20 protein-coding genes and 2 pseudogenes are annotated in these 24,643 nt (G+C 43.6%); 8 read left to right on the top strand and 14 right to left on the bottom strand.

The genetic code is table 11. The annotated features are described in order from the left end of the window. Nucleotides 1-453: 453 nt before the first annotated feature. Nucleotides 454-3,150, bottom strand: a complete 2,697-nt coding sequence (locus tag ACRRU2_RS26975; protein WP_432506416.1) for a metallophosphoesterase — start codon at nt 3,148-3,150, stop codon at nt 454-456. 476 nt (nt 3,151-3,626) lie between these two features. Between ACRRU2_RS26975 and ACRRU2_RS26980 the strand changes: the two genes are divergently transcribed. Further along, entirely contained in the window at nt 3,627-4,070 is a 444-nt protein-coding gene (locus ACRRU2_RS26980) for an SMI1/KNR4 family protein (protein ID WP_432506418.1), read from the top strand. Nucleotides 4,071-4,789: 719 nt separating this feature from the next. On the opposite strand, the gene bcp is transcribed toward ACRRU2_RS26980, so the two are convergent. The 4 genes from bcp to ACRRU2_RS27000 all read right to left on the bottom strand — a co-directional run bounded on the left by bcp (nt 4,790) and on the right by ACRRU2_RS27000 (nt 7,995). Then, nucleotides 4,790-5,278 carry a thioredoxin-dependent thiol peroxidase gene (gene bcp / locus ACRRU2_RS26985; protein ID WP_432506420.1) on the bottom strand — a complete coding sequence of 163 codons (489 nt, stop codon included), beginning with the start codon at nt 5,276-5,278 and terminating at the stop codon, nt 4,790-4,792. Between the two features lie 103 nt (nt 5,279-5,381). Next, the gene (locus ACRRU2_RS26990; protein WP_432506421.1) at nt 5,382-6,173 is read right to left on the bottom strand and encodes an ABC transporter permease; all 792 of its coding nucleotides are present in this window, start codon (nt 6,171-6,173) and stop codon (nt 5,382-5,384) included. Nucleotides 6,174-6,178: 5 nt separating this feature from the next. Beyond that, nucleotides 6,179-6,973: an ABC transporter permease gene (locus ACRRU2_RS26995; RefSeq protein ID WP_432506422.1), complete on the bottom strand. Its 795-nt coding sequence runs from the start codon at nt 6,971-6,973 to the stop codon at nt 6,179-6,181. Further along, on the bottom strand, nt 6,970-7,995 hold the full coding sequence (locus ACRRU2_RS27000) for an ABC transporter ATP-binding protein (RefSeq protein ID WP_331700352.1): 1,026 nt from the start codon (nt 7,993-7,995) through the stop codon (nt 6,970-6,972). Before ACRRU2_RS27000 ends, ACRRU2_RS26995 begins: the two co-directional genes overlap by 4 nt. 361 nt (nt 7,996-8,356) lie before the next feature. On the opposite strand from ACRRU2_RS27000, the gene ACRRU2_RS27005 reads away from it, so the two are divergent. The 6 genes from ACRRU2_RS27005 to ACRRU2_RS27030 all read left to right on the top strand — a co-directional run bounded on the left by ACRRU2_RS27005 (nt 8,357) and on the right by ACRRU2_RS27030 (nt 15,971). Continuing rightward, nucleotides 8,357-9,436: an LCP family protein gene (locus tag ACRRU2_RS27005; RefSeq protein ID WP_432506424.1), complete on the top strand. Its 1,080-nt coding sequence runs from the start codon at nt 8,357-8,359 to the stop codon at nt 9,434-9,436. A 243-nt stretch (nt 9,437-9,679) separates the two neighbouring features. Continuing rightward, the gene (locus ACRRU2_RS27010; protein ID WP_432506441.1) at nt 9,680-10,984 is read left to right on the top strand and encodes a glutamate-1-semialdehyde 2,1-aminomutase; all 1,305 of its coding nucleotides are present in this window, start codon (nt 9,680-9,682) and stop codon (nt 10,982-10,984) included. A 517-nt stretch (nt 10,985-11,501) separates the two neighbouring features. Beyond that, nucleotides 11,502-12,209: a response regulator transcription factor gene (locus ACRRU2_RS27015; RefSeq protein WP_331700388.1), complete on the top strand. Its 708-nt coding sequence runs from the start codon at nt 11,502-11,504 to the stop codon at nt 12,207-12,209. Continuing rightward, a complete protein-coding gene (locus ACRRU2_RS27020; protein ID WP_432506426.1) occupies nt 12,206-13,210 on the top strand; it encodes a sensor histidine kinase in 1,005 nt (334 codons plus the stop codon). Before ACRRU2_RS27015 ends, ACRRU2_RS27020 begins: the two co-directional genes overlap by 4 nt. A 132-nt stretch (nt 13,211-13,342) precedes the next feature. Further along, a complete protein-coding gene (locus tag ACRRU2_RS27025) occupies nt 13,343-14,110 on the top strand; it encodes an ABC transporter ATP-binding protein (RefSeq protein WP_331700355.1) in 768 nt (255 codons plus the stop codon). Beyond that, entirely contained in the window at nt 14,082-15,971 is a 1,890-nt protein-coding gene (locus ACRRU2_RS27030) for an ABC transporter permease (protein WP_331700356.1), read from the top strand. Before ACRRU2_RS27025 ends, ACRRU2_RS27030 begins: the two co-directional genes overlap by 29 nt. A 211-nt stretch (nt 15,972-16,182) precedes the next feature. Here ACRRU2_RS27030 and ACRRU2_RS27035 read toward each other — a convergent pair whose 3' ends face one another. The 5 genes and pseudogenes from ACRRU2_RS27035 to ACRRU2_RS27055 form a co-directional block, all read right to left on the bottom strand. Further along, entirely contained in the window at nt 16,183-17,199 is a 1,017-nt protein-coding gene (locus ACRRU2_RS27035) for an aminoglycoside phosphotransferase family protein (protein ID WP_432506443.1), read from the bottom strand. Between the two features lie 2 nt (nt 17,200-17,201). Continuing rightward, on the bottom strand, nt 17,202-18,269 hold the full coding sequence (gene rsgA / locus ACRRU2_RS27040) for a ribosome small subunit-dependent GTPase A (protein WP_432506429.1): 1,068 nt from the start codon (nt 18,267-18,269) through the stop codon (nt 17,202-17,204). Between the two features lie 758 nt (nt 18,270-19,027). Beyond that, entirely contained in the window at nt 19,028-19,300 is a 273-nt protein-coding gene (locus ACRRU2_RS27045) for a hypothetical protein (RefSeq protein WP_331700358.1), read from the bottom strand. Between the two features lie 422 nt (nt 19,301-19,722). Beyond that, nucleotides 19,723-20,166, bottom strand: coding sequence for a hypothetical protein (locus ACRRU2_RS27050; RefSeq protein WP_432506431.1), 444 nt, complete (start codon nt 20,164-20,166; stop codon nt 19,723-19,725). Nucleotides 20,167-20,889: 723 nt separating this feature from the next. Beyond that, a pseudogene (locus ACRRU2_RS27055) lies at nt 20,890-21,081 on the bottom strand (RHS repeat-associated core domain-containing protein); the annotation flags it as partial. Between the two features lie 80 nt (nt 21,082-21,161). Between ACRRU2_RS27055 and ACRRU2_RS27060 the strand changes: the two are divergent. Further along, nucleotides 21,162-21,307: pseudogene (locus tag ACRRU2_RS27060) on the top strand (aspartate aminotransferase family protein); the annotation flags it as partial. Between the two features lie 93 nt (nt 21,308-21,400). Here the strand turns inward: ACRRU2_RS27060 and ACRRU2_RS27065 are convergent. The 4 genes from ACRRU2_RS27065 to ACRRU2_RS27080 all read right to left on the bottom strand — a co-directional run bounded on the left by ACRRU2_RS27065 (nt 21,401) and on the right by ACRRU2_RS27080 (nt 24,589). Next, on the bottom strand, nt 21,401-21,898 hold the full coding sequence (locus tag ACRRU2_RS27065) for a hypothetical protein (protein ID WP_432506433.1): 498 nt from the start codon (nt 21,896-21,898) through the stop codon (nt 21,401-21,403). A 15-nt stretch (nt 21,899-21,913) separates the two neighbouring features. After that, on the bottom strand, nt 21,914-22,648 hold the full coding sequence (locus tag ACRRU2_RS27070; protein ID WP_432506435.1) for a hypothetical protein: 735 nt from the start codon (nt 22,646-22,648) through the stop codon (nt 21,914-21,916). Between the two features lie 459 nt (nt 22,649-23,107). Next, complete coding sequence (locus ACRRU2_RS27075; RefSeq protein WP_432506437.1) at nt 23,108-23,560, bottom strand: YhcH/YjgK/YiaL family protein; 453 nt, start codon at nt 23,558-23,560, stop codon at nt 23,108-23,110. Nucleotides 23,561-23,575: 15 nt separating this feature from the next. Then, nucleotides 23,576-24,589: a sialidase family protein gene (locus ACRRU2_RS27080; protein ID WP_432506439.1), complete on the bottom strand. Its 1,014-nt coding sequence runs from the start codon at nt 24,587-24,589 to the stop codon at nt 23,576-23,578. Nucleotides 24,590-24,643: the final 54 nt, after the last annotated feature.

The following is a 24,643-nucleotide window of genomic DNA, read 5'->3' on the forward strand; positions in this document are numbered from 1 at the left end:
ATTTAGATCAGAAAAAACAATAAAATTGGCAGATCTAAGTACATGAAATCCTTTTAGTTGCTGTTTAGTTGGTGGGAAAGCGTCAAGCTGCTTGCTCAACAGGGAACCCACCCTTCTAACGAATCCTAGCAGCGCTATTTGGCCTAAATTTGCTACTTTCAAAATCTAACGAAGCTAAGAAGCCTTATTGGGGTAAAAAGGGACTCAAAATGACGGTTTGTTCACAGATAGCGCTATGTGGATTCGTTACAAATTCAAAAGGGGTAGATTTTGAGGAATAGCGCTTCTCAGCTTCGTTAGAAATCAAAAGTGCTGATTGAGCTGATAAAAAGCTAACCACTCATTAGTCGCTTGTTAAGCAGTTAGAACACAAGACGCATGAGCCATTAAAAAGGAGCATATCCCCCAGTCTTTTCATAGACTCGCAGAATATGCCCCTTACGTGCCCCGCTCCTACTTTTCAATAATAAGCGTATCAACGATCTCGCCAGCTGCTGTCTTGGCCGTTACCTTGATTTCACCCTTCGTAATCTCAACGGATGTATAAATATTTACTTTACTCTGGTCAAAGGTTAGTTCATGCCAAGGACGATTTACAAGAGCATAGAACTTAGAGCCAGACGATCCGCCGACGACATAGCGTGTTCCTTCCTTCTCTGAGAAAGCTCCGCCTTTCATCAGATAAGTGCGTACATAGACATGATCATGCCCGTTTAGCACAAGATCTACGCCATGCTTATCCAATATCGGCACCCACTGCGCTTGTACGCGCTCATTTGAATACACGCTGCCATATGGCCCTTGGTGGAACATAAGCACCTTCCACTTCTTATCCGTTGCCTTCAAATCCCGATCAAGCCATTGTGCTTGCTCTTCGTAGGACTCCGCTCCCAGCTCGGTATTCAGCAATACGAAGTGTGTATCCTTGACGTCAAAGGAGAAGCTCGTTCCCCGAACGCTGCTTGCACCGTTTGTTGGATTGTTGAAATGCGCCAAGTAATCGCCTGCGCCGTTTGTGCCCATGACCTCATGATTGCCGATTGCAGTAATTAAAGTGCGCTGCATTAGATGCTGCTGGGCAGCTGCAAACCACCAATTCCATTCCTGCTGCAAAAAGCCTTTGTCGACCATATCGCCAGCATGAACAATAAATTCGGCATCAGGCATATCGGCAATTGCGTTGTCCAGTGTATCCTTCCACAGCTCGTAATCTTTTTCAGCCGCTCCCTGGGAATCGCCGATAAATACAAACTTCGTCATATCGCCGCTCACTTCGCTAGTCACAAAGCGTCCTTCAGCACTTACAAAGTCTCCGCCATTGCCGACTCGGAATTTATAAGCAGTGCCTGACTCAAGACCTGTCACCTCTGCCCTATGCACCCGATAAGTGCCAAAGCTATGCGAGTTGTACAGCTCATTACTGCCCATCGAACGCTGTACATTGCCAGCAGAAAAGCTAGTAAATTCCGATTCCTTCACGTATTCGACTACTGTATCTTTCACATCAATATGCGTATGCCAATTAAATCTTCTAGATTCAGCAGGCTGCTCACCCATTGATACGCTTATATTGACAGGCTGCTCCGTAAATACAGGGTTTGCTACAATAAAGTTCATAACAGGGCTGTACATATGATCCTTGACCGCTTGAATGCGGTAGGTTTTCGCCTGCATCGTCGCCAGATCTGTTACCAATACGCCCTCCTGATTGGTATAGCTGCCGGCCACAGCAACATCATCGATAATTAGGGCAGCACCTTCTACCTTGCTGCCATCCACCACGCTTGTAATCGTAAACTGTGCAGGATAGCCTAAACCGATCGCATAATGATTCCATGAAAGCTTCAAATCCGTCCAAACATCAGACGTAACAGGCTCGCCATAGAATGTAAGGCTATTGTCCAGCGCACCCGTTTTCTCGATAGAACCAGACACAACTGAAATGCTGTGCGGCTTCTTGACGTCCTTCTCCAAATCTTCTAAGCGAAGCGGACCAATATAATTACCCTTAATCTTATAGCTGATTTGACTCAGCAGATCGCTGTCTTTCAGCTGAACATCCTGCAGACCTGCGAAGTTTAAGCGTACTCTACCGCTCTGCTCATCAATGACTGCATGCAGCTGCTTTTCCTTCAGCTTTTCGCTGCAGATTACTTGGAGACCCTCTACTGCCGAAGTGTCAAAAGCGAATTCAATATGACCGCCTGACAACGCAGAAACCTGCTCAGCATGAATATTAAGCGTATACGTTCCACCGGCAAGCTGCTTCTCCGTCGTAGTATAGGAATAATAAGGCGAACCTAAATTTACTGTAAAGCTCCATTCCTTAATCGTTTGGTTGCCGCTTAAATCGCGGACAGCCGCTTTAATGCGGTGCCTTCCTTCGGCAAGCGGCGCTGCAGGCTTATAGGTAACCCGTCCTTGCGACGGATTTAGCACATAATCCACAAGCTCGCCATCCACGTATACCCGAATCGACTTAGCATCAATTAAAGTACTGTCTGGACTGGTCGCAGCATCATAGCCTTCATCCTCAGCAATGAAAGAGATATCAGGATGTGCATCCATCACCATAGCCCCTTCAGCAGGCGTAATATTTTTAATAACAGGCGGCAAAATGTCCTCGTCCGACGGTCCATACAATACACGTATATCATCAACATAAATGACGCCTGCATCTTTTTTATTGTTGTTCGCTTCCATATAGCGTACAGGCACATCCATCGTCAGCGGCAGCTTCTTGCCCTTTGGAATATCGGCCTCAATATATTTCCATCCGACCCAATCTACACCTGTTTCCGCGTCAGTTAAATCAACATTAAACCCTTTTTTATCCCCATCAAGAAAGTGACTGCGAAGCCAATGCCTTCTGCCGTCTCCGTGTACCCACATGCTTATTTTTTCAGGATAGCCCGGCACTTGCAGGTGATTACCTGTGTTAACTGTCAAAAAAGCTCCCGAAGTACCTGTTTGTCCTGTAAAATCATACTCCAGCCTCAGCGAATAGCTGCCGCTGCGCACGTAATCCTGATCCATTTCAGCCGCAGCAGAAACTGTATTATAGGCAGCACCTGAAGTTTTCATATATTTATCCAAGCCATTCTCAAAATCCTCCAGCATAACTGGAGACAATCCTACACTTACGTCCATCGAAGTGCTAACACCTCCAAATAACACCACAATTTTTCCAGCAACTCTATTTCTGTCCGGTCCGTTGCCGCTTACCAGGTATAGCTCGCTCCCAACGCAAGCTCCTGCTTGCGAACATCACTAATTGTACCATACTGAGATTGAGGCAACTCTTCAAATCTAGCATAAATTGCACCTACAGGCCGCAGTAAAGAAGCAATTAATAAAAAGTTAAGCAGTATATACCCAATTTTTAGCTTGCGGTATGTATTTTAATCTCCTCCCAATTATATAACTGTTTTAATCATGTGCGAAAAAATGCTTTCTGTTTAGATCACATTAATATCTGATTTTGTTAACTAATAGGAACCACCGCTTGGCAATCAAATAGAGAAAAGTGTAAGATGGATAAAGATTGATTGAGGCGGCAAAAGTCCCGATACAGCAAAGAGTTTGAATGATATCTGATTCAATTGTTTAGGGGAGAGGATTATCCTATGAATGATGCGTTAATGGAGAGATTGAAGGCTTTTCTTCATCGTGAGGGCAATAGCTCTCTAGTGGGAAGTCCGGCGAGCCAAGAGGAAATTGTTAATGCACAGCAGCAGCTTAATGTAAGCTTCCATGAGGACTATGTGCAATTTATACGAACGTTCGGGGGATCATATGCAGGCCTTGCAGTACATGCATTTCATAATGGCTCCAGTCTCGGAAATGAAACGATTGTCGATTTGACGTTGGGATTCCGAGAAGATTGCAAGGAGCTTCCCGTTGCAGAGGTTTTGCGAACCGGTTATGTCATTTCTATCGATGGTTCCGGCGATCCGATTATTATCGATCAAGCAGGAAAGGTTCTCATTTATCATCACGATACGGGAGAGATCAAGGGTTTAGCAGATTCATTCGAGGCACTGATCGAGGATTGCTTTTACGAGTGGTAAGTTGTATGAAGTGCGATTTAAGCATTTGGAGGCTGCACTGGCCGATTCTGTATGAATTTTCATATACAATTGTGTTTTTCGAGGCATTCCAGCGTAATGTGTATGAAATTTCATATACAATTAGCCATTTTGAAGCGGCACCAACCGATTCTGTATGAATTTTCATATACAATTGTGTTTTTCGAGGTATTTCAGCGTAATGTGTATGAAATTTCATATACAATTAGCCATTTGGAGGCGGCACTAGCCGATTCTGTATGAATTTTCATATACAATTGTGTTTTTCGAGGTATTTCAGCGCAATGTGTATGATATTTCATATACAATTAGCCATTTGGAGGCGGCACTAGCCAATTCTGTATGAATTTTCATATACAATTGTGTTTTTCGAGGTATTTCAGCGCAATGTGTATGAAATTTCATATACAATTAGCCATTTGGAGGCGGCACTGGCCGATTCTGTATGAATTTTCATATACAATTGTGTTTTTCGAGGCATTTCAGCGAAATGTGTATGAAATTTCATATACAATTAGCCATTTGGAGCTGGCGCAGACACGCATAGTGCTGATGAGTTTCTGAGGAAATGCAGGTAGGCATCAGGTAGCTCGCTTCTGTCTTTCCTGCAACAAATATTTTCTCAAAAAAAGCGAGTCAGACCTTATGGGGTTTACCCATCGCTTGTCCACTCGCTTTTCATACTACTCTTTTTGAGTCTTCTAACGCTTCTGCTGCTTGCTGTACAGCTCCTTCACTTCACCAAGCACCTCATCAGCATGTCCCTTCACTTTAACCTTCAGCCACTGTCTTACTAGCTTTCCTTTAGCATCAATTAGAAAAGTGGAACGAACCAGGCCCATATACTCTCTGCCATACAGTTTTTTCAGCTGCCATACGCCGTACTTCTCGCAAACTTTATGCTGTTCATCCGACAGCAGCAAAAACGGCAGCTCATGCTTCTCCTTAAAACGCAAATGAGACTTGACTGGATCGGTGCTGATACCGAGTACTACGGTGTTATTTTGTTCAAATTGACTATTAAAATCTCTCATATCGCAAGCCTGCTGCGTGCAGGTCGGCGTCATATCGCGCGGATAAAAGTAAAGCACCACATTTTGCCCAATGAACTGAGCCAGCTTCACCGTCTCTCCGTTAGAGGCAGGCAGAGTAAAGGCCGGCGCCTTCCTCCCAATTATTAGCTGTGTCATGTTGCTCTCTCCTTCACTTTCACTATTTCAAATAACTTGCTCAAGTACTGGACTGACGCCAGCACAAAATTCAATGTAATGATCCCGTATCATTCCTTTGAGACTACGAGCCTGCTCCCCGGTACTTTTTCACTCCATAGTTCCAGAACAGAAGCGCCAGCGAAAACACGAGCAAGCCCATAACAGGCGTCAGCAGCGCAAGCCGGGATAAATCATCTGATTTGGCCTCCAAAAAATAAGAAGCAGGTATAACCCCAACAAACGCAAACGGAAGCAGCCACGTCAATACAAACCGGATCAGCTTATTATAAATGTTAACCGGATAACGGCCATAGTTCTGAATATTGTACATGAGCGGCACGATGCCGGTTGGCGCATCCGAAAAAAAGGAAATCGCACTAAGCGCTGTATACAAGCCCGCATAAATAAGCGCTGCGCCGATGACGAATATGAGCAGCATAGCAAGATCAAGCAAGTGAAAATCAAGGCCTAGCTTCGACCAGCTAAGTGCCATAATAATTGCACCGACGAAAGAGCCGAATAAGGACGGCGGATCTACATTTTCCAGCAATACCTGAAACAGACTGTGTGCGGGCCGTGTCAGCACGCGGTCCATTTCCCCTTTTACAATATATCTTTCGCTAAAATTCCAAATACTAAAAAACGTGCTGAACACGCCATACGGTATCATGAAAAATCCATAAACGAATACAACCTCAGCTTCCGACCAGCCGCCTAGGGAAGGCGTATGCTGAAATACGATTAAAATAAAAATTAAGTTCATACCTTGAAAAAGCAAATCGGATAATACTTCAATCCAAAAATCAAAGCGATAAGTCAGCCTTGTTTTCGCATAATTTTTTAAATACTCGCCGAATAAAGCAGCATATCTCATTTCCACTATCCCCCTTGCACAAACAGCCGCTTGCGCGCTGCTTTCCACATGCCGAAAATTGGCACTAACAGCACCAGAAACCATACGAGCTGCAGTCCGAAGACGCCCATCGCTTCATGAAGCGGCGTTCTCCCCGTAAATACCGAGCTTGGCAAATACGTAATCGCCTGGAAGGGCAGCCATTGCATAATGGAAGATAACCAGCCTGGAAAAAAAGCAACTGGTATGACAACCCCTGAAAACAGATCGACCATCACTCGTTTCATACGCATCATGCCCTCATTATTTTCCACAAAGAAGGCAAACAAGCCTGTCAAAATATTTATCTGAGAATTAATCAAAAAGCTGAACAGCAGCATAACCGCATAAATAAGCCAAACCGTCGGATCGGTCGGAAGCTTCACAGGAAATATTAAGCATACGATAATCATTCCCGGCACCATAAACAATAACAGGCGGAACAAGCCTTCTCCGAAGCCCTGCATCATTTTGACAAGCACATAAGAATAAGGACGAATAAACTGAATGGCGACACTGCCGTCCCGAATTTCATTAGCGATTTCACGATCCAAATTGTTAAAATAAAAAGCTCTTGCCATCCACGACACGGCAATATAAGTAGTCATCTGTGCCACAGTAAAGCCTGCCAGCGAATCCTGATCGCCATAGATCGCCTTCCACAAAAAATAATAAGCGCCAATATTAATGGCATAAATAATTATCCCGCTGTAGTAATTGACCCGGTAAGCAAGCATCGTTAAAAATCTGATTCGTATAAAATCCAAATAAGCGCTCATCATGCTAAGACAGGCTCCTTCGCTGCTGCCGCCGAGCCGGATTGATAGATTTCACGCACAATTTCATCCGTGTTTGTTTCGAATATTTTAATATCGCGGATTTCTGCTCCGCTTACTACTCGTCCCATTGCATCCGATACGCTGACGGCATGCGGCACAAACATTTTGGCTGTCACATCATTTTCGATGGACCAAGCGACATTCATTCCGACAGTCAGCTGCTGCAAATAGGCAAGCGACATCTGCTTCGCAAATTGGAATTGAATTTCCTTCCCTTTGCTCCAGCGCTGCTTCAGTTCGTCAAGTCCGCCATCATAAATAATTTTGCCATCATCAAGCATAACTACTCTCGAACAAAGCGCTTCGATATCCTGTAAATCATGCGTAGTCAACAGAATCGTAGTTCCCTGCTCCTTATTCATTTCCATAAGGAAATCTCTAATTTCCGTTTTAACTACAATATCAAGCCCTATAGTCGGCTCGTCCAAAAATAAAATTGAAGGATTATGAAGCAAGGAAGCGACCAGCTCGCATCTCATTCTTTGGCCAAGGCTGAGCTTTCTTACCGGACGATTAAGCAAATCAGCCAAATGCAGCCTTTCCACCAAATGATCGAGCCGCTTACGGAAATCCTGTTCGGATACGCTATATACCTTCCGCAATAGCTGAAAAGACTCAATGACACCAATATCCCACCATAGCTGCGAGCGTTGTCCGAATACGACGCCGATTTCCTTGACAAATTTTTCACGATCCTTATAGGGCACGTAACCGTTCACACGAAGCTGACCTGAAGTCGGCACTAAAATACCTGTCAGCATTTTGATCGTTGTAGATTTTCCCGCTCCATTCTCGCCAATATACCCACAAATTTCGCCTTGCGGGATTTGAAAAGATATATCTTTAACCGCCAAAACCTCGCGATATTGTCGCTTAAACAAATCTTTTAGCGCACCCGAAAGTCCTTCGCGGTTTTTTTGTACCAAAAATTGCTTTCTTAAATCTTTTACGTCGATTGCTAGCATGACTTGCTTGAAACCCCTCTCTGTTCGACATTTCCTGGGAAATAGCGATGTTAAATGCGAAATTGGATAATAACTTGCAACGAGTCGCCATTCCGACTTATAATTTTATGATACCACACATCTGTTTACTCGGAGTGATGTCAATAAAACTCGTTTTGGGCAATAATAAGGAAGCAAGGTGAAACAGCTCCGTCGTCCTTTTTAAAATCTCTTCCACGTCTTTTTTTAAAAGACGTACAGTTTTGTGTAGAAATATAGAACAAAATAAAATTAAAATTTTCTTTTCTTATATTTTGAAAACTGTTGTTATTATAAAGCTTACGAAAAAGCGCTTATTTTGAAAGGAGCAGCACTCAAGCAAATGGAAACAAGATCAGGCAAGAGAAATAAAGAAAAAGAACACTCAAAATCTAAAAGGAAAAAGTTATATATCGGCTTATCTATTGCAGCAGGCATTATCATCGCCGCGGGTATTTATTGGGCGGTAGGGGTTTGGGGTGCTCTTGAAAAACTTAATCCTGGAGAAAACGACACTTTATTCCCTTCAGTTCCGCCAGATAAAGTAGTCGAAATTCCAAAATGGGAAGGCAAGGAGCGAGTTAATATTTTGCTGCTCGGCGTTGATGCGCGTGATGCACAGCCGGGTGAAACCGCACGTTCCGATTCAATGATGGTAGCTTCCCTTGATCCGACAACCAAAAAAGCGCATTTATTTTCTATTTTGCGTGATACGTATGCACCGATTGAAGGTTATGGAAAAGGCCGCATTAATACAGCTATTACACTTGGTGGTCCCCCACTGGCAATGAAAACAGTTGGCGATCTGCTCGGACTTGATATTCAATATTTTGTTTATACCGATTTTGAAGGCTTCAAGGCGCTGGTGGATACAATCGGCGGAGTTCATTTCGATGTAGAAAAGAATATGCGTTACAAAGATAATGCCGATGGCAATCGCTATGATATTGATTTGGAGAAAGGATATCAGTTGCTCGATGGAGATAAGGCTTTGCAATATGTTCGCTTCCGTCACGATGCAATGAGTGACTACACGCGAACAGAAAGACAGCGGAATTTCTTAAAAGCAGTAGCAAACGAGTTGAAGTCCACTTGGAATATTTTAAAAATGAAAGAAATTCTTGAAAGCATTCAGCCATATGTCCGTATGAATTTAACTGATATTAACGATATTTGGAAGCTCGGACAGCTAGGCATGGAGATGAATATGAGCGGATCAGCTCAAATTCCGCCTATGGAGCTTGTTAAAGAAGAAAAAATTGGCGGTGCAGAGGTAATCGCCATTCGCAGTTACGATAAGCTGAAGGAATATGTGCAAGAAGTGCTTGCCAAAGACGATTCGCAGCCAGAGGCGACCGATGGTGAAGGCGGACAAGCAACTAATGAACCAGGCAGCTCTGGAACAAACAGCAGTACTCAGTAAAATTTGCGTGCGCCACCAACTATCTAGAAATGAAAGAGACGCTTCAACACGTTAGTGTGCTTAAAAGTAATTTCATCTATTTTTATGGATTGCACATTCCAAGCTTTTATGGGCTTGGAATGTGTATTGTTGTTTAATAAACTAAATCTATAAGACTAGCACTCTTATAGGTTTTCCGGGAAACGGTTCATCCTTAAACAAGTTCGCTCACCGTTTCTTCTTAATGGAGAGGAGATAATTATGATGCAAAGACCAAACTCTGAAGCACTGTACGCAGATGCATTAAAGCATATTGTAGGCGGGGTTAACAGCCCTTCCCGTTCTTACAAGGCTGTCGGCGGCGGTGCACCTACGTTTATGAAGCGTGCTGAAGGCGCTTATTTCTGGGATGTGGACGGCAATCGCTACATCGATTACCTGGCAGCTTATGGACCGATCATTGCTGGACATGCCCATCCGCATATTACTGCGGCAATTGTAGAAGCTGCTCAAAACGGCACCTTATTCGGTACACCTACTGAGCTAGAGATTACACTTGCACGCATGCTAAAAGAAGCTATTCCGTCTATGGATAAAGTACGCTTTGTCAACTCAGGTACAGAAGCGGTTATGACGACCATTCGAGTAGCGCGCGCTTACACGAAGCGCAACAAAATTATTAAATTTGCCGGATGTTATCATGGTCACTCCGACCTTGTGCTTGTCGCTGCCGGCTCTGGCCCGTCTACGCTCGGCATTCCGGACAGCGCAGGCATTCCAACGAGCATTGCACACGAAGTAATTACAGTACCTTACAATAATTTGGATGCTTTGAAAGAAGCATTGGAGCGTTGGGGCGAGGATACCGCCGCCGTAATGGTAGAGCCTATCGTCGGTAACTTCGGCATGGTTATGCCGCATGAAGGCTTCCTTGAGGGGCTTTGCCGCATGACTCGCGAAGCAGGCGCACTCGTCATCTATGACGAGGTCATCAGCGCCTTCCGTTTCCATTACGGCTCATCCCAAACGTTCACAGCTTTCGCTGATCACGCTGCAATTGAACCGGATCTTACCGCGCTCGGCAAAATTATCGGCGGCGGCATGCCAATCGGCGCTTACGGCGGACGCAAAGAAGTAATGGAGCAAGTAGCGCCGCTTGGAGCAGCCTACCAGGCAGGTACAATGGCTGGCAACCCTGCGTCCATATCGGCTGGCATTGCTTGCCTAGAAGTACTAAGCAAGCCAGGCGTATATGAGCAGATGGACAAGCTTGCTGTGAAGCTAGCAGACGGCCTGCGCGCCGCTGCTAGACAGTATAGTGTTCAACTAACCGTCAACCAAATCGTCGGCTCTCTGTCCACCCATTTCTGCGATCACCCAGTCACTAACTATGATGAAGCCCTGGATACGGACGGCGAGCGCTTCGGCAAGTTCTTCCGCTTGATGCTCGAGCAAGGCATCAACCTTGCCCCTTCCAAGTATGAGGCTTGGTTCCTGACCGTTGCCCATACAGAAGCGGATATTGATGCGACGCTTGAGGCTGCTGAGAAAGCTATGGGTGAGTTGTAGAGGATTCGATTCAAAATCTTAAATCACATAATTAATATAATGAGAATCATAAAAAGACCGTCGAATAGGCGGTCTTTTATGTCATTAACTTTTATAAAAAAAACGGATTGCACACTCACATTTGCTTTTTCATAAATTCTAAGAAAGAGTTAATCGATCATCCTTACCGAGTATTTAATGAATCCATTATTAACTTTTTCAATGATGAGAACGCTTACTCCTGCTCCTCTCGATATATAATATTAGACTCCAGTTTAGAAATATTATTCTATCAACTGAAGCCATTACCAATATCAGGGATGGGCTAGTCAATGACATAGAAGTAACGGATTATAAATATTTCAACAGCTATGCTATACTACCCAAGAAGAAACGCTGCGCGTCCTAGGCAAAGGATGTGCCATTTCTTAGTGAAATATAGGAATAGGTATAAGCTCAACGAATAAGCCAAACAAGCAGCCCAGTTGCCATTTGGCTCCGACTCCCTTAAAAATCGTTTGCAGGAGAACTTTTAGTGATGCATAAAATTATGATAGTTGAAGATGATCCCAAACTCGCCTCTCTTATGTCCACCTCGCTCGCCAAATACGGCTATCACCCCGTTGTTATCGAGCAATTTGACCGTGTGCTGGACCAATTTAACGCCCACCGTCCCGACATGGTGCTGCTGGATGTAAATCTGCCGAGCTATGATGGCTATTACTGGTGCAGGCAGATTCGTTCCGTATCGACCTGTCCTGTACTGTTTATCTCCGCCCGCGCAGGTGAGATGGATCAGGTAATGGCGCTTGAAAATGGCGGTGACGATTACATTACGAAGCCGTTTCATAACGAGATCGCGATGGCCAAAGTTCGCAGCTTGCTGCGTCGTGCCTATGGCGAATATGCAACGAGCCGCGAACGCTGCGCCTCCTGGGGAGGGCTGAGCATCTTTCCCGAGCGGCTTGAGCTCGAGCTTGACGGACGCAATGTAATGGTAACGAAAAAAGAAGCGGACATTCTCGAGCTGCTGATCAAACGTGCCCCGCGTGTCGCCTCCCGGGATGAGCTGCTTGAACGGCTATGGGATGACCAGATGTTTGTCGATGAAAATACGCTAAACGTTAACATGGCACGTGTACGTAAAAAATTGCAGGAGCTTGGCATACAGGATGGCATCGAAACCGTGCGGGGCAGCGGCTACCGGCTAGTCGCCTCCTGGAGCGGATCAGGCGGTGAACGATGAGCCGACTCTTTCTGCGGGATCACCTTGCCTTGATTTTGCTTCAGCCTGTGCAATGGGCGCTTGTGCTGCTGATCTATTGGCTCGACGGCTATCGCAATCTGGCAGTGGCGTTCTATGCAGGCCTGCTAGGCATAGTGCTTTGCATCGGTTATCTCTCTTTTCGCTATGTCCAGTATAGCAGCTACTACAAGCGCCTGGCGGATCGGCCGAGCAGCCTGGATGCGATCATGCAGCCACTTGGGAATGCCCCCGTAGCCGAATCGCTGCAGCAGCTTCTCGATAACCAATACACCCTCATGCAGGAGCAGCTGCATCAGGCCGAGAGCCAGCAGAAGACCCATATGCTGTTTATGAATCAATGGGTGCATCAGATGAAAACCCCGATTGCAATTATGGACTTAACCCTTCAGGAAGAGCAAAGCATGCCTTATACCGCCAGTATGCGTGAAGAATTGGAGCGGCTGCGCCAAGGACTTGATACGGTGCTTTACGTTGCGCGACTACAATCTTTTGAGCAGGATTTCCATGTGAAGACGGTATCGCTCACAAGCATAGCCGAACAGGCAGTGCATGAGCACAAGCGGCTGTTTATTCGCAGCCAAGTGTTCCCGGAGCTGGTTGGAAACCGTTCCATTCTCGTGCAAACGGACGAGAAATGGTTCATGTTCATGCTCGGACAGCTGCTTACCAATGCAATCAAATACAGCACTGGACCTATGAAAAAGGTCACCGTCCGCATCTATGTAGATCTTAATCATGCGGCTGTGGAAATACGTGACCGCGGCATCGGTATTCCAAAAACCGATCTGAAGCGCGTCTATGATCCGTTCTTTACGGGGGATAACGGACGGCAATTCCGGGAATCGACAGGCATGGGCCTTTATCTCGTCAAGCAAGCCTGCGAGAAGCTCGGGCATGAGCTGCAGCTCGAATCTGCCGTGGGCGAAGGTACAGTCGTACGCATCAAGTTTATGTCCTGGCAGCATGCAGCCAATATGTAACCAACCTTACATCAGTGTAAGGAAGATGAAAGCAAAATCGATAGTGACCGTACTGCCCCATTGCTATACTAAAGATACAAAGCTTACATGCAGCGCATGCAAGCACTTATTGGGGAGTGACGATTTATGGAAATGCTGCAGGTTAATAAAGTCAGTAAAGTATATGGGGACAAGCTCGCATACCGTGCATTGAATCAATTGAGCTTTTCGGTAGCACCTGGAGAATTTGTAGGGATCATGGGTCCTTCCGGCAGTGGCAAAACGACGCTGCTAAACATGATTGCAACGATCGATAAGCCGACTACCGGTGAAATAACAATTGGCGGCCGCAATCCACATGCGCTTGGCAAGCGGGAACTTGCCAAATTTCGCCGTAGAGAGCTCGGCTTTATTTTTCAAGATTTTAATCTGCTGAACACATTGACAGTAGCGGAAAATATCATCCTGCCGTTGACACTCGACGGCAAAAGCGTGCGCTACATGCGCGAGCAGCTGGAGGAAATTGCCCAGAAGCTCGGTATCACGCATATTCTCGACAAGCGTATCTTTGAAATTTCCGGCGGGCAAGCACAACGGGCAGCGATCGCTCGGTCGATCATCCATGCGCCGAAGCTGCTGCTGGCAGATGAACCAACCGGCAACCTCGATTCAAAGGCTGCGAAGGATGTCATGCTTACGCTTGAGGGACTTAACCGTCAAGACCGCAGCACGATGCTGCTCGTTACTCACGATGCCGTAGCGGCCAGCTATTGCAATCGGGTAATATTTATTAAAGACGGTACGCTCTACACGGAAATTCATCGCGGCGAACACCGCAAGGCGTTTTTTCAAACAATCATCGACACGCTGTCGCTGATGGGAGGCGATGCACATGACCTTTCGTCAATTCACATTCAATAATGTGCTGCGCAACAAGCGCCTGTATGCCGCCTATTTCCTGAGCAGCCTGTTTTCCGTGCTCATCTTCTTTGTCTATGCAATCTTTGCTTTTCACCCGAGCCTTGGAGATGACAATCTTGGCAATACGGTATCAACAGGGCTGCATACGGCAGAAGGCATCATCTATGTATTTTCCTTTTTCTTTATTCTTTACTCCATGGCTTCCTTCCTCAAGTCGCGCCAGCGGGAATTTGGCCTCATGATCATGCATGGCATGACGCCATTCCAGCTGCGCAAGATGATCTTCTGGGAAAATATGCTGATCGGGTGCGGTGCGACTGCCGGTGGCGTCGGTATTGGCATTATTTTTGCCAAAGCTATTTTGCTGCTCGCCGAAAATGTGCTGCGCCTGGATACTTCGCTGCCGTTTTATATCCCGGGCAAAGCGATGCTGCTAACCGTCTGCGCCTTTCTGGCGTTATTTGCCGTAATCTCTCTCTTTACAGTGTTTATGGTGCGCAACAAGGAGATTATCGAGCTGATCAAGGGCGGCAAAAAGCCGCGCCCGGAGCCGAAAGCTTCCTGGCTGCTGTCTTTGCTTGCCGTTTTGCTGATCGGCGGAGGCTATATCACATCCATCCTGGTAGAAGGAATGGTTGTTGTACTTGCTTTTATTCCCGTTACGATCATGGTTATCATCGGCACTTATTTTTTGTTCACCCAGCTAAGCGTGTTTATCATCACACGGCTGAAGCGGCGTCCAAACTTCTTCTGGCGCAAAACGAACTTGCTTACGCTTGCTGATCTATCCTTCCGCATGAAGGATAATGCACGCACCTTCTTCATCGTGTCGATCGTTTCGACTGTTGCGTTTTGCGCGATTGGCTCGCTATTTGGCTTCAAATCGATTATTACTCAGCAAATTACAGCAGGGCATCCGTTCGCCATCGAACTGGTCAACAATGCCGCCAAAACAACCGATCAATCAAATGAAATTAATGAAGTAAACCGTGTTCTCCAAGAGCTAAATATTTCTGGCAGTTATTTTACGCTTGATATGCATGCATGGTCTGTTAAAGAAGGCAAACCTATAACGATCGTACCAGAGAGCGTCTACAATCAGTTTGCGAGTGTAAAGCGATTGCCTTTGCTTGAGCTTAAAGAGGGCGAAAGTGCTGTTATATTCGATCCATTTTACGTGAATGTGAGAAATTATAATGTAAAGTCGAGCCATGAGCTGAAATCCGGTATGAAGATTAACCCTACGATCCACCTGGTGAAGAGCCCCATGCCTGATCAGATAGAGCCCGTCTTTATTATTCCGGATACGCAATATAGCAGCTTGCCGCCTGCGAACGAGAAAACCAATTACGCGATGTGGGATATTCCAAGCCGCAGCGATGAGTTGAAAGCCGGCGAGGCGATAAGCAGCAATCAGCTCCTAACCGATAGCGACTCCAATATTTATACGGTAGCCTTTGCAGTCACTCAAGTTTTGCGTGTCTATTATGCAGTGCTGTTTATTGGCCTATTTATCGGTGTCGTTTTCTTCGTCGCAGCAGGCAGCTTCTTGTACTTCCGCTTGTACACCGACCTTGACGATGACAAACAAAAATTTGCGGCAATTGCCAAAATCGGCCTCTCCGCCGGTGAGCTGTCTAAGGTCATCACACGCCAGCTGATCCTGCTCTTTTTCGCACCGATTGCCGTCGCGCTCGTGCACGGCATTATCGCACTGGGCGCTTTGCAAAATATGTTTTACTCCAGCATCTTCAAGGAGTCTGTGATGGTGCTCGGCAGCTTCCTTGCGATTCAGATTGTGTATTTCCTGCTTGTGCGCTATTTCTATGTATTGAATATTCGACGCAGCTGTAATCTTTAAGATGTGATGTAGCAAGGCCGTTCCCGGGTTGGGACGGCCTTTTGTTGTACGGATGAAGTTATGCGCTAGTTTCAAAGCTATTTTCAATCGGTTTTGTATATTTCATTATATTTCTTTATATTTATGGTAAATAAGCGAAAATTGCTCAATTTTAAGGGTCGATATTATACACCTTTTTCGTACATCTAAATGGCCCATTCATAATATTCATCTATAAATTTCTCATCTCATAGATTTTTTGCAAGGTTTTTAGATGTATTAATTTAGCTTCTGGCGACTCAGCGAATTTATACCACTCCACAAGCCTGTATCCGAACATAACAAGGATTAGTTCATAGATACAATGATCAGATATATGGGACACATCCGCATATTCTGAAAAACCCCTGTAATATGCCGGAATGCATTTTTTGTAATATTCAACCATATGAAAGACGTCCGCTTCATCCGTTATTAAACTCGCGATATCCTCACCCATGTATCCCCATCCGGCGGTATCCCAATCGATAAGCACGATCTTACTATCCGAGTAGAATATATTTTCCACCCAAAAATCTCTGTGGCAAAGCACTATTGGCAGCTTTTCAATACGACCGAATATTTCATCTGCATTGTTATCGATGTTTATGAGCATTGTACACAGGTGCTTCGGAATTTCACAGTCATCGGAGCGTATATAATCATACAAAACATTCCATGACCGATACCTCAGATAGTAATTTTTCATAAACTCAACCTTGCTTAAATTGGACAGATTCTGCAATACTTTTGGTCGTTCAATATATAATTTACCTTGAAATCGCCCCAGTTCCTCGGCTATATGTTCATACATTTCCGCAGTCAGATTTAAGCCCGACACACCATCAATATATTCCATCCACAGTTGAATCTCATCGTCATTTATTTCAGCGTGATAACACTCCGGACAACGGAACGAATCGAAGAAAACCTTTTTGAAATCCGACGCATAAAGGTCGTACTCCCTTCGCCATGAATCCGGATCACCATAACGCTCAAATTTTTTCTGTGTTTTCCAAACTATTTTATATGGCAGATTTTCACCATCGGAGGTTTCAACCATGCCTGTTACAAGCCGAACATCTCCTATTGTCCCGCCTTGCATCTCTTTGATTTGATAATCTGCGCGGACTATCGTCTTATCGAGCATTTTACTCAAAACAAGCGTTAGTATTTCGGGTTTTACATATCTTTCATCATGATTGTTCATGTTCATTTCTTGTTTCCTCCTTTTTTACTCTTATGTCGCATAGCAATCGACTTTTGCCATGCCCGTTTATCTATGAGATATCCTGATTTATCATCCACAAATTTGTTTTCCCGCTTCTGTACAAGGTATCGCTCCCAATGCTCTTGCGCCAATGATCCATCGGCAAGGGCGGCCAAAACTGCGCAGCCTGGCTCCGTCTGATGGCGGCAGTCCTTGAAACGACACTGTGTAAATAATTCCTCCACATCGTTAAATCCCGCGCTGATCCCGTCATCTGCACCGAACAGCCCAAGCTCACGCATACCTGGCGTATCAATAACCATTGTGCCGGAAGGAAGCATAAAAAGCTGGCGATGCGTTGTTGTGTGCCGTCCCCGGCTGTCAGCCTCGCGGATGTCCTTGACAGTCATCACTTCCTGATTCATCAAGGTGTTTAGCAGCGAGGATTTTCCTACTCCGGACATGCCGAGGAATACCACGGTTTTTCCTGGTTGCAGATATTTACTCAACCCGTCTAGCCCAATACCGGTGTGACTGGAAACTGCGTGTACCGGCACATCAGGAGCGGTTTTCTGAACCTCAGCTAACGGTATGCTGAAATCCGGGGTCAAGTCAGCTTTTGTTAAGATGACGACAGGCTGGCCACCGCTCTGCTGTGTCTGTGTCAAATAGCGCATGATGCGGCTAATCTTGAAATCCCAGTTCAGGGACGACACGATAAATACGTAATCAAAGTTCGTTGCTACGACTTGCTCCAGTATGGTTTTGACATACCCTGCTGCGTGTCCCGAATAGTCAGCGCGGGAAAATTTCGAGCGGCGAGGCAGCAATTTGGCAATGCGCGAGGCGCCATTTTCGTTGTATTCTAGAAATACAAAATCGCCAACGTACGGAAAATCCTCTCGAGTCCCGGCACTGTGGTAGAACGCGCCCTTCAATACAGCCGTCACTTCTCCTCGTTCGGTGATGACGGTATATTGATCTCGCTGAAGTTCCGTAACCCTTCCGGGTATTAAACCTGCTGGCGGCGTTTCGGCTTCTATATAGCCGTATTGTTTCAAATCAATCATTGAACCGATCTCTCCTAATATTAAAGTTGTTTTTGGGCACAAAAATACCGCGAACAAGCAGCCTCCTAAAAAGCTGCTGTTTCGCGGCGAAAAGCCAAAAGTCGGCTTATAATCAAAAAGGGATACGACCTTCATCGTATCCCGCTAACAGCAGTATTCACGAAAGGTTACTGTTTACGGCATAGCAAAAAAACACGGGTGATATTCCCGGTTGCTCTCATTCCAAACTATCTTCAAAGATTGGAATTTACTATGCCACATATTTGGTTAAGTTAAAACCACCAATACCATATAAGCAGTCATTAAAAACATCTCCTTTCGCGGGAAAAAGTGGAAATACAATTTTACATCTATAGTGTGACATAGCTCTTTATGAGAAATCAATAGGAAATTGTATAAAATTTGAAATCGGAGCAGATCCTTATCCAGATCCCAAAAGGCAGGTTCTACCTGTGGCGGCTGCATCTCCATCGTGAGCAATACAGGATTTACGAGCCGCGCGTCCACGCTTCAGGCCGAATCAAATGAATGCGTTTTTCGTTGCGACTCATGTTCGGAACCCAACCAGCTCCCACCGTTACACCACTGGCGTGAAGTCGCTCCGGCTCGCCCTTTACATCAATGACCCCGCGCCCAGCCAGCGAAGCAACGTATCCCCTTCTGCGGAAGTGGAAAGTATGCAAAAAAAGTACCCACAGCCCGCACACCTGTTTTTCAAAGTGATCAGTCTATGGGTACCAGTGTATTTATTTATGTGTTTATTTTAGATCTTCAAATTTTAATTGATCTCTGACTTTCTTTGGTATCGCATATGGGTCTCTTTCGATAAGGGGTTGAGCATCTTTAAGTGCTGAAATTGGCAGCTTACCCTTATTAAAATCTTGCACAATTTGGGACATTCTTTGATATTCTGACCTACTAATTTTTGTTGGTGTAGAATCACTGTTAGCATATTGGGCATAGCCAACTGCTAATCCACCACCCATAACTAGAGCAGTTATAATAGTAGTAGTCAACATTACTCTCTTCAAAGTCTCCCTCCTTTCATCTAGTATTGTCTCTTCATAATATTGACGAATTTATTAAAAAAAGGTTTCGAATCAATTACCACATCACATTGTACTTACCTGTTTGGGGGTAGTTTTCATTCTTAACATTAAACCAATCTCTACTAATGCTTTAACATTGGTTTATTATTAAATCAAGTGCCAGTATGAAAAAACATTACAAATTTTCTCTTCAAAATAATATCTCCTTTTACTAATATTTTTCAGTATGTACTCTCTTAGTGTCCAAGTCCTCTAGGCAGTTAAACTGCCAAATTATTACCTTAATTAATGCCTAGAGATAGCACAAATGAAAAAACGATGACATCTAATAGACATCATCGTTTTTTATTCGCTCTAAATGAAGTTTAATTGATTATTAACTTATAACTCTTCCGTTTTATAATCTATTTTCTAATCGGTTTGCTATGTTCCAATTTGAGCAGTCTAATTTTATATTTATCATATAACTCGACTCTTGATATTATTCCAGTAGTGATACCGTTCCCAAATTTCACCTCCCTTATTGCATCAGGGAATATAGTGTTATTTTCCAAATCTTTAAAATAAGAATTGATGTAGTGTTCGCTATCCATAATTGGGAATTTTATATTTATATCACCATATTTTAACAATATGACTTCTTTATTCCCACTAGCTAAACTTTGTTTCCACTTTATATACTTACCAGTCCCTTCACTTAAACCAATTCCATTATATTTGACAATAATTGTATCCTCTACATTTATGATCTTACCATTGATTTCATACTCCAAGTAAAAAGGAAACTCTCCATAAGTATACTTAGGTTTAGGAGGATTTTCTTCAAATAAAAGTCCGACATAAATCAACAGCCATGGACCTGTTATTATAGCAAATACAACCACAATGAGTATTATAGGAATTAATAAAAGTTTGTTCAGTTATATCCCTCCTGCTGTATTAAGGCTTTAATTACTGATCCCATGGAATGATTGTTTATTCCATTTTTGATGATTCTAGCCCCACTATGCCACCATTTTGTGGGGTATTGATTTGGTAGATACACTGGGAGGAGTACCCATTGTACCAGCCAAAATATCACCTTTAACAGCATACCATAGTTGCGGTATATTCATGCCATTTTTTCTTGTTGTCAACTTCATAAAGCAAATCATATACAGGTACATTAGGTGTTGCCGAGTTAGTAAAGCATTAGTATTTGTAGCTAAAGCATTTGCAGTAGCTTCTGCACCTCCTTTAGAATGCCCGATAATAGTAACCTCATAACCTGTTTTATTATTTACAAAAGAAACAGCATATTTAATTGAATCAACCATATCGGTAGACATACCCATTGGTTGTTGAAGATTATTTATCCAATCGCCACCAGTCGTTGTTCCTTTGTTAACTAATGCATATTCTAGCAATCCATTAGAGGTATTTCTAGAATAAATTCCTATTTTCAATCCTTCTTTATTAGTGTAAATATCACTCAATTTCCACCCTCCACCAAGAGTAACGTTTCTTGAGTTATCGAGAGTTGCAGTATATATATCACGTGCCATATTAGCAGCTTGTAGTGGAGTAGGAATATTCCCACTAGGATCAATATACCTTAACGGATTATTATGCACATACGTATAGAGATTCTGACTCAACGGGTTGCTAATCTCCCCCTCATACGTATCCTCATTAATAAATCATTTCATACTAAGATCATACCGACGAGCTCGTAAATATTGCAAGCTTGTTTCTCCATCCCAATATTCTCCTGAATAATGGAAAGAAGCTGTTTCTTGCATCTCTAGGTTATTACCGAATAAAAACTAACCTTTTCTTCATAAAACTCTGGACACAGATGCGCTTCGGCAAGTTCTTCCGACTAATGCTCGAGCAAGGCACCAACCTTGCCCCTTCTAAGTACGAAGCTTGATACTGACTGTCGTGCATACAGAAGCGAATATCGATGCGACGATTGAGGTAGCTGAGAGGGCTATGGGTAAATTGTAATTTTAAGAAGAAAATAGCCGTTAGCTTCTATTTTCGAAAGAAGAAGCTAACGGCTATTTTTTCAACTAATTTTTTATCCCTAAAGACTTGATATTAAATGATAATTTTTTCTAAGGCATTAGCAATATTAGTCTTATCATCATTAATATTTATTAAGCACATATCATCATCGGATGCAGGTTCATACCCAAATCTAATACTTGGAATACTATACTTCTCCTTTAATTCCACCAGATAATTTAAAAGTTTCCTACAATGAGAATATGTTATACCTTTATCATCCACGAATACATTACTTTCTGGAAAATTAAATACTATATCACCCAATTTCTCATCAAACGAAAATACTATCACTATATTTTTCATAATTATTCCAAACTCTAAATATTTAATTACCATATTTCCTGTTCCTATTGGTGAAAGAACATCTATTATACTTTTTACTTGATGGAACTCTATATTTTGACCTGAGTTACTATCGTAGAAATGTGATGATTTTATGTTTAAGTCAGATAAACTAAGTTCCTCAAGAACAAACTTATTTAATTCTTCCTTTTTGAAATTAGTTAGTATTACTTCTAAATTCTCCATTTTCCCCACCGTTTCTTATTTATCAATAAATCCTTTAAATGTTCCATCGAGATTTAATCTTACTCCGCGTCCATCTTGTAGAGACTTTTCAAGAAACTGTATCCCGTTGGGATTCGTGACTTTGGTGAATCCACCTGGAGAATTTATAATCTCATTTAAGTGATTTAGAGCAGCTTGATTTATTTGGTCTGGACCGCCCTTAATCCTCCCCCAAATTTGAGGATTTCTACCCGCATGCTTCTGTAAAGCATGTCCAACAACTGTTTCTCCACCTTTTTTAGCGGATGTAGCTGAACTAATAAGTGTCTTTGTGTTTATATTAACAAAATTATTCTTAGGTACACCTGGAGGTCCTACCATAGACAGCATCGCAATCCAAGATTCCACAGGATCTTTAGATGATAATATGGTTTTAACAGATGACACACCTGATATATTCTCCATGAATGACTGCATACTTTGTAAATTCTTTTGATCTTGGAGTTTTGCCGCCTGTTGTGCAGCAATTCTTTTATTAATTTCCGCCTGAATATCCCAGTAATTGAAATTCCCCACGGGTTTATCTAAATAATAAGAATATCCAAAATCCCCTATAAATCCAGTGGCCTTCCCATTTTCTAAAATTAAAGCATACTTAAAGTTTGAATCGCTTCCTAAATATTTTGAACTGGATGAGTTGCATGTACCTGCATGTGCCCATTTCCCATCGGCAGATACACAATAATTTCCTGTAGGATCAACATAAATCAATGGGTTATTATGAACATAGGTATATAGGTTCTGACTTAATGGATTCCCCAGTTCCCCTTCATACGTATCCTCATTAATAAACCATCCTAAACTTTTTAGTTCTAAAACTGTATACTGACCTCTAACGGTTGCATGAGACGCTAATCCGCCTAAAAAACCGTATTATAAATTCTAACGGTTCCAGGAGAGCTTAATTGCCTAAAATCAAGCAAAATAAGCTAAATATTCGTAAATAGCGTTGATGGCAACCGTTAAAATTTTAAAACGGCTATTTTTCGTAAAATAGCGCTTCTCACATCCGTTACAGTTCGTTTCATCATTTCCCACCCTGTGCAATAAACAAAAGGTCTACCTAAGATAAATATACTTAGATAGACCAATCTCACGTTACTCCATCGCTTTATGTTTCGCCGTTACTCCCTCGCTTCATGTTTCGCCCAATGTATTACCTACATACGCCTACGCAACCCGAACCTTCACCACTGCTTTCTTAACTTGTGCTGGCTGATCAACAGAAAGACAAGGCATATGTGCATCACCCGGATAAAATACGGCAAAGCTCCCTTGTTCAACTTTCAGGAAGTTTCCGTCTCCTTCTAGAACAACGTAATCTTTCTCGTCCAAATGATCTTCTGTCAGCTTCAAATTTTCGATGTGAGCAACGCCCATAAGCTCTGAACCTTCAACCATATATTGAATATCGGTGTAGGTACGATGGGCTTCCCAAAACCCTTCATCTAATGAGCGCGTATCGTACGTTTGGATAAGCAGGAAAATATCTTCTCCTTTAATTTCATATTTTCCGGGTGCCATGTCAGCGATCGGATGGGTTTGCAAATATTGAAGAGCATAATCGATGTTGGGATGCAATCCTTTATACAAGCCTGCGTTTTTCAGTTGATCCATGATCATTGGCAAAATCTCCTCTTATGCTATAATTTCTATTTCCCAGTATACGATATTTACTCGATTCCAAGTATAGGTGACATAAATACGATTGCCGTCTGCAAGGATGGCGGGATAAGAAAACTCGCCGTCTTCGTCCTCCAATACGAAATCTGAATCCCAAGTTACCCCATTATCTTTGGAAACACACAGCACAAGCGGCGATCGTTTCCCCCAATTGATTTCCACCGGGTTATACGCCAATACTAGCATGCCATTGCAAAGCTTGACCAGATCTATGCCGCTATTATTATTCGGAAGCGCCGTTGGGTAGGGTTCACACCAAGTGGCTCCGTAATCGGAAGAGTCACTTCGATAGATTTTACCCTCACTGCTTCTTAGCAGCATATGAACAATGCCAGGCTGTGACTCCCATAATGTCGGCTGAATAACGCCGCGCCCTGCAAAGGATTGCTCGGATACCTGTATCTCAACATCAGGCGCTTGAGGGGTGTACGCAATATTGGCAAGCATGATCTCGCCGCTTCGTACCCACTCTTTTCCTTCATCTGACGATTTATCCACGAATGCCTTCCATATAACTTCTTCGGTAGAGGCAGGCGCAAGCCAGCTTCCATCAGATAACACGATCATTTTGTTGCGGACAGGCCCTCTTCCGCCGCGATCACCCTGCACCAGCTCTTGAGGCTGCGACCAATTCCGGCCATCGCCGGACGTTTTAATTATGGTTGACCAGCTCTTAATCCATCGCCCGATTTTATAAAATAACAACAGCTCTCCGTCAGCTTTACGAAATAGAACTGGATTCCAATGTGGCGTATCAGCCTGATCAGCAATTAACATAGGGGCACTCCAATGACCGGTGCTGCTTCTAATGGAACCCCAAATCGCTACATCATCCGCACCTTCTGCTGATCCGCCAAACCAGACCGCCAATACCTCGTCATTGGGAAGCAATACAAGATGGGACGCATGACAGCTGACGAACGGTCGTTGATCCGGTATCACCAATTGTTTAGCTAATTTTTTATACATAACAATCCCTCCAATTGTGGGCGACTATTGAAGCAATAAGAAAGAGGGAACGGG

Origin of the sequence: Paenibacillus sp. GXUN7292 (assembly GCF_050864975.1) — a bacterium.
GTDB lineage: Bacteria > Bacillota > Bacilli > Paenibacillales > Paenibacillaceae > Pristimantibacillus.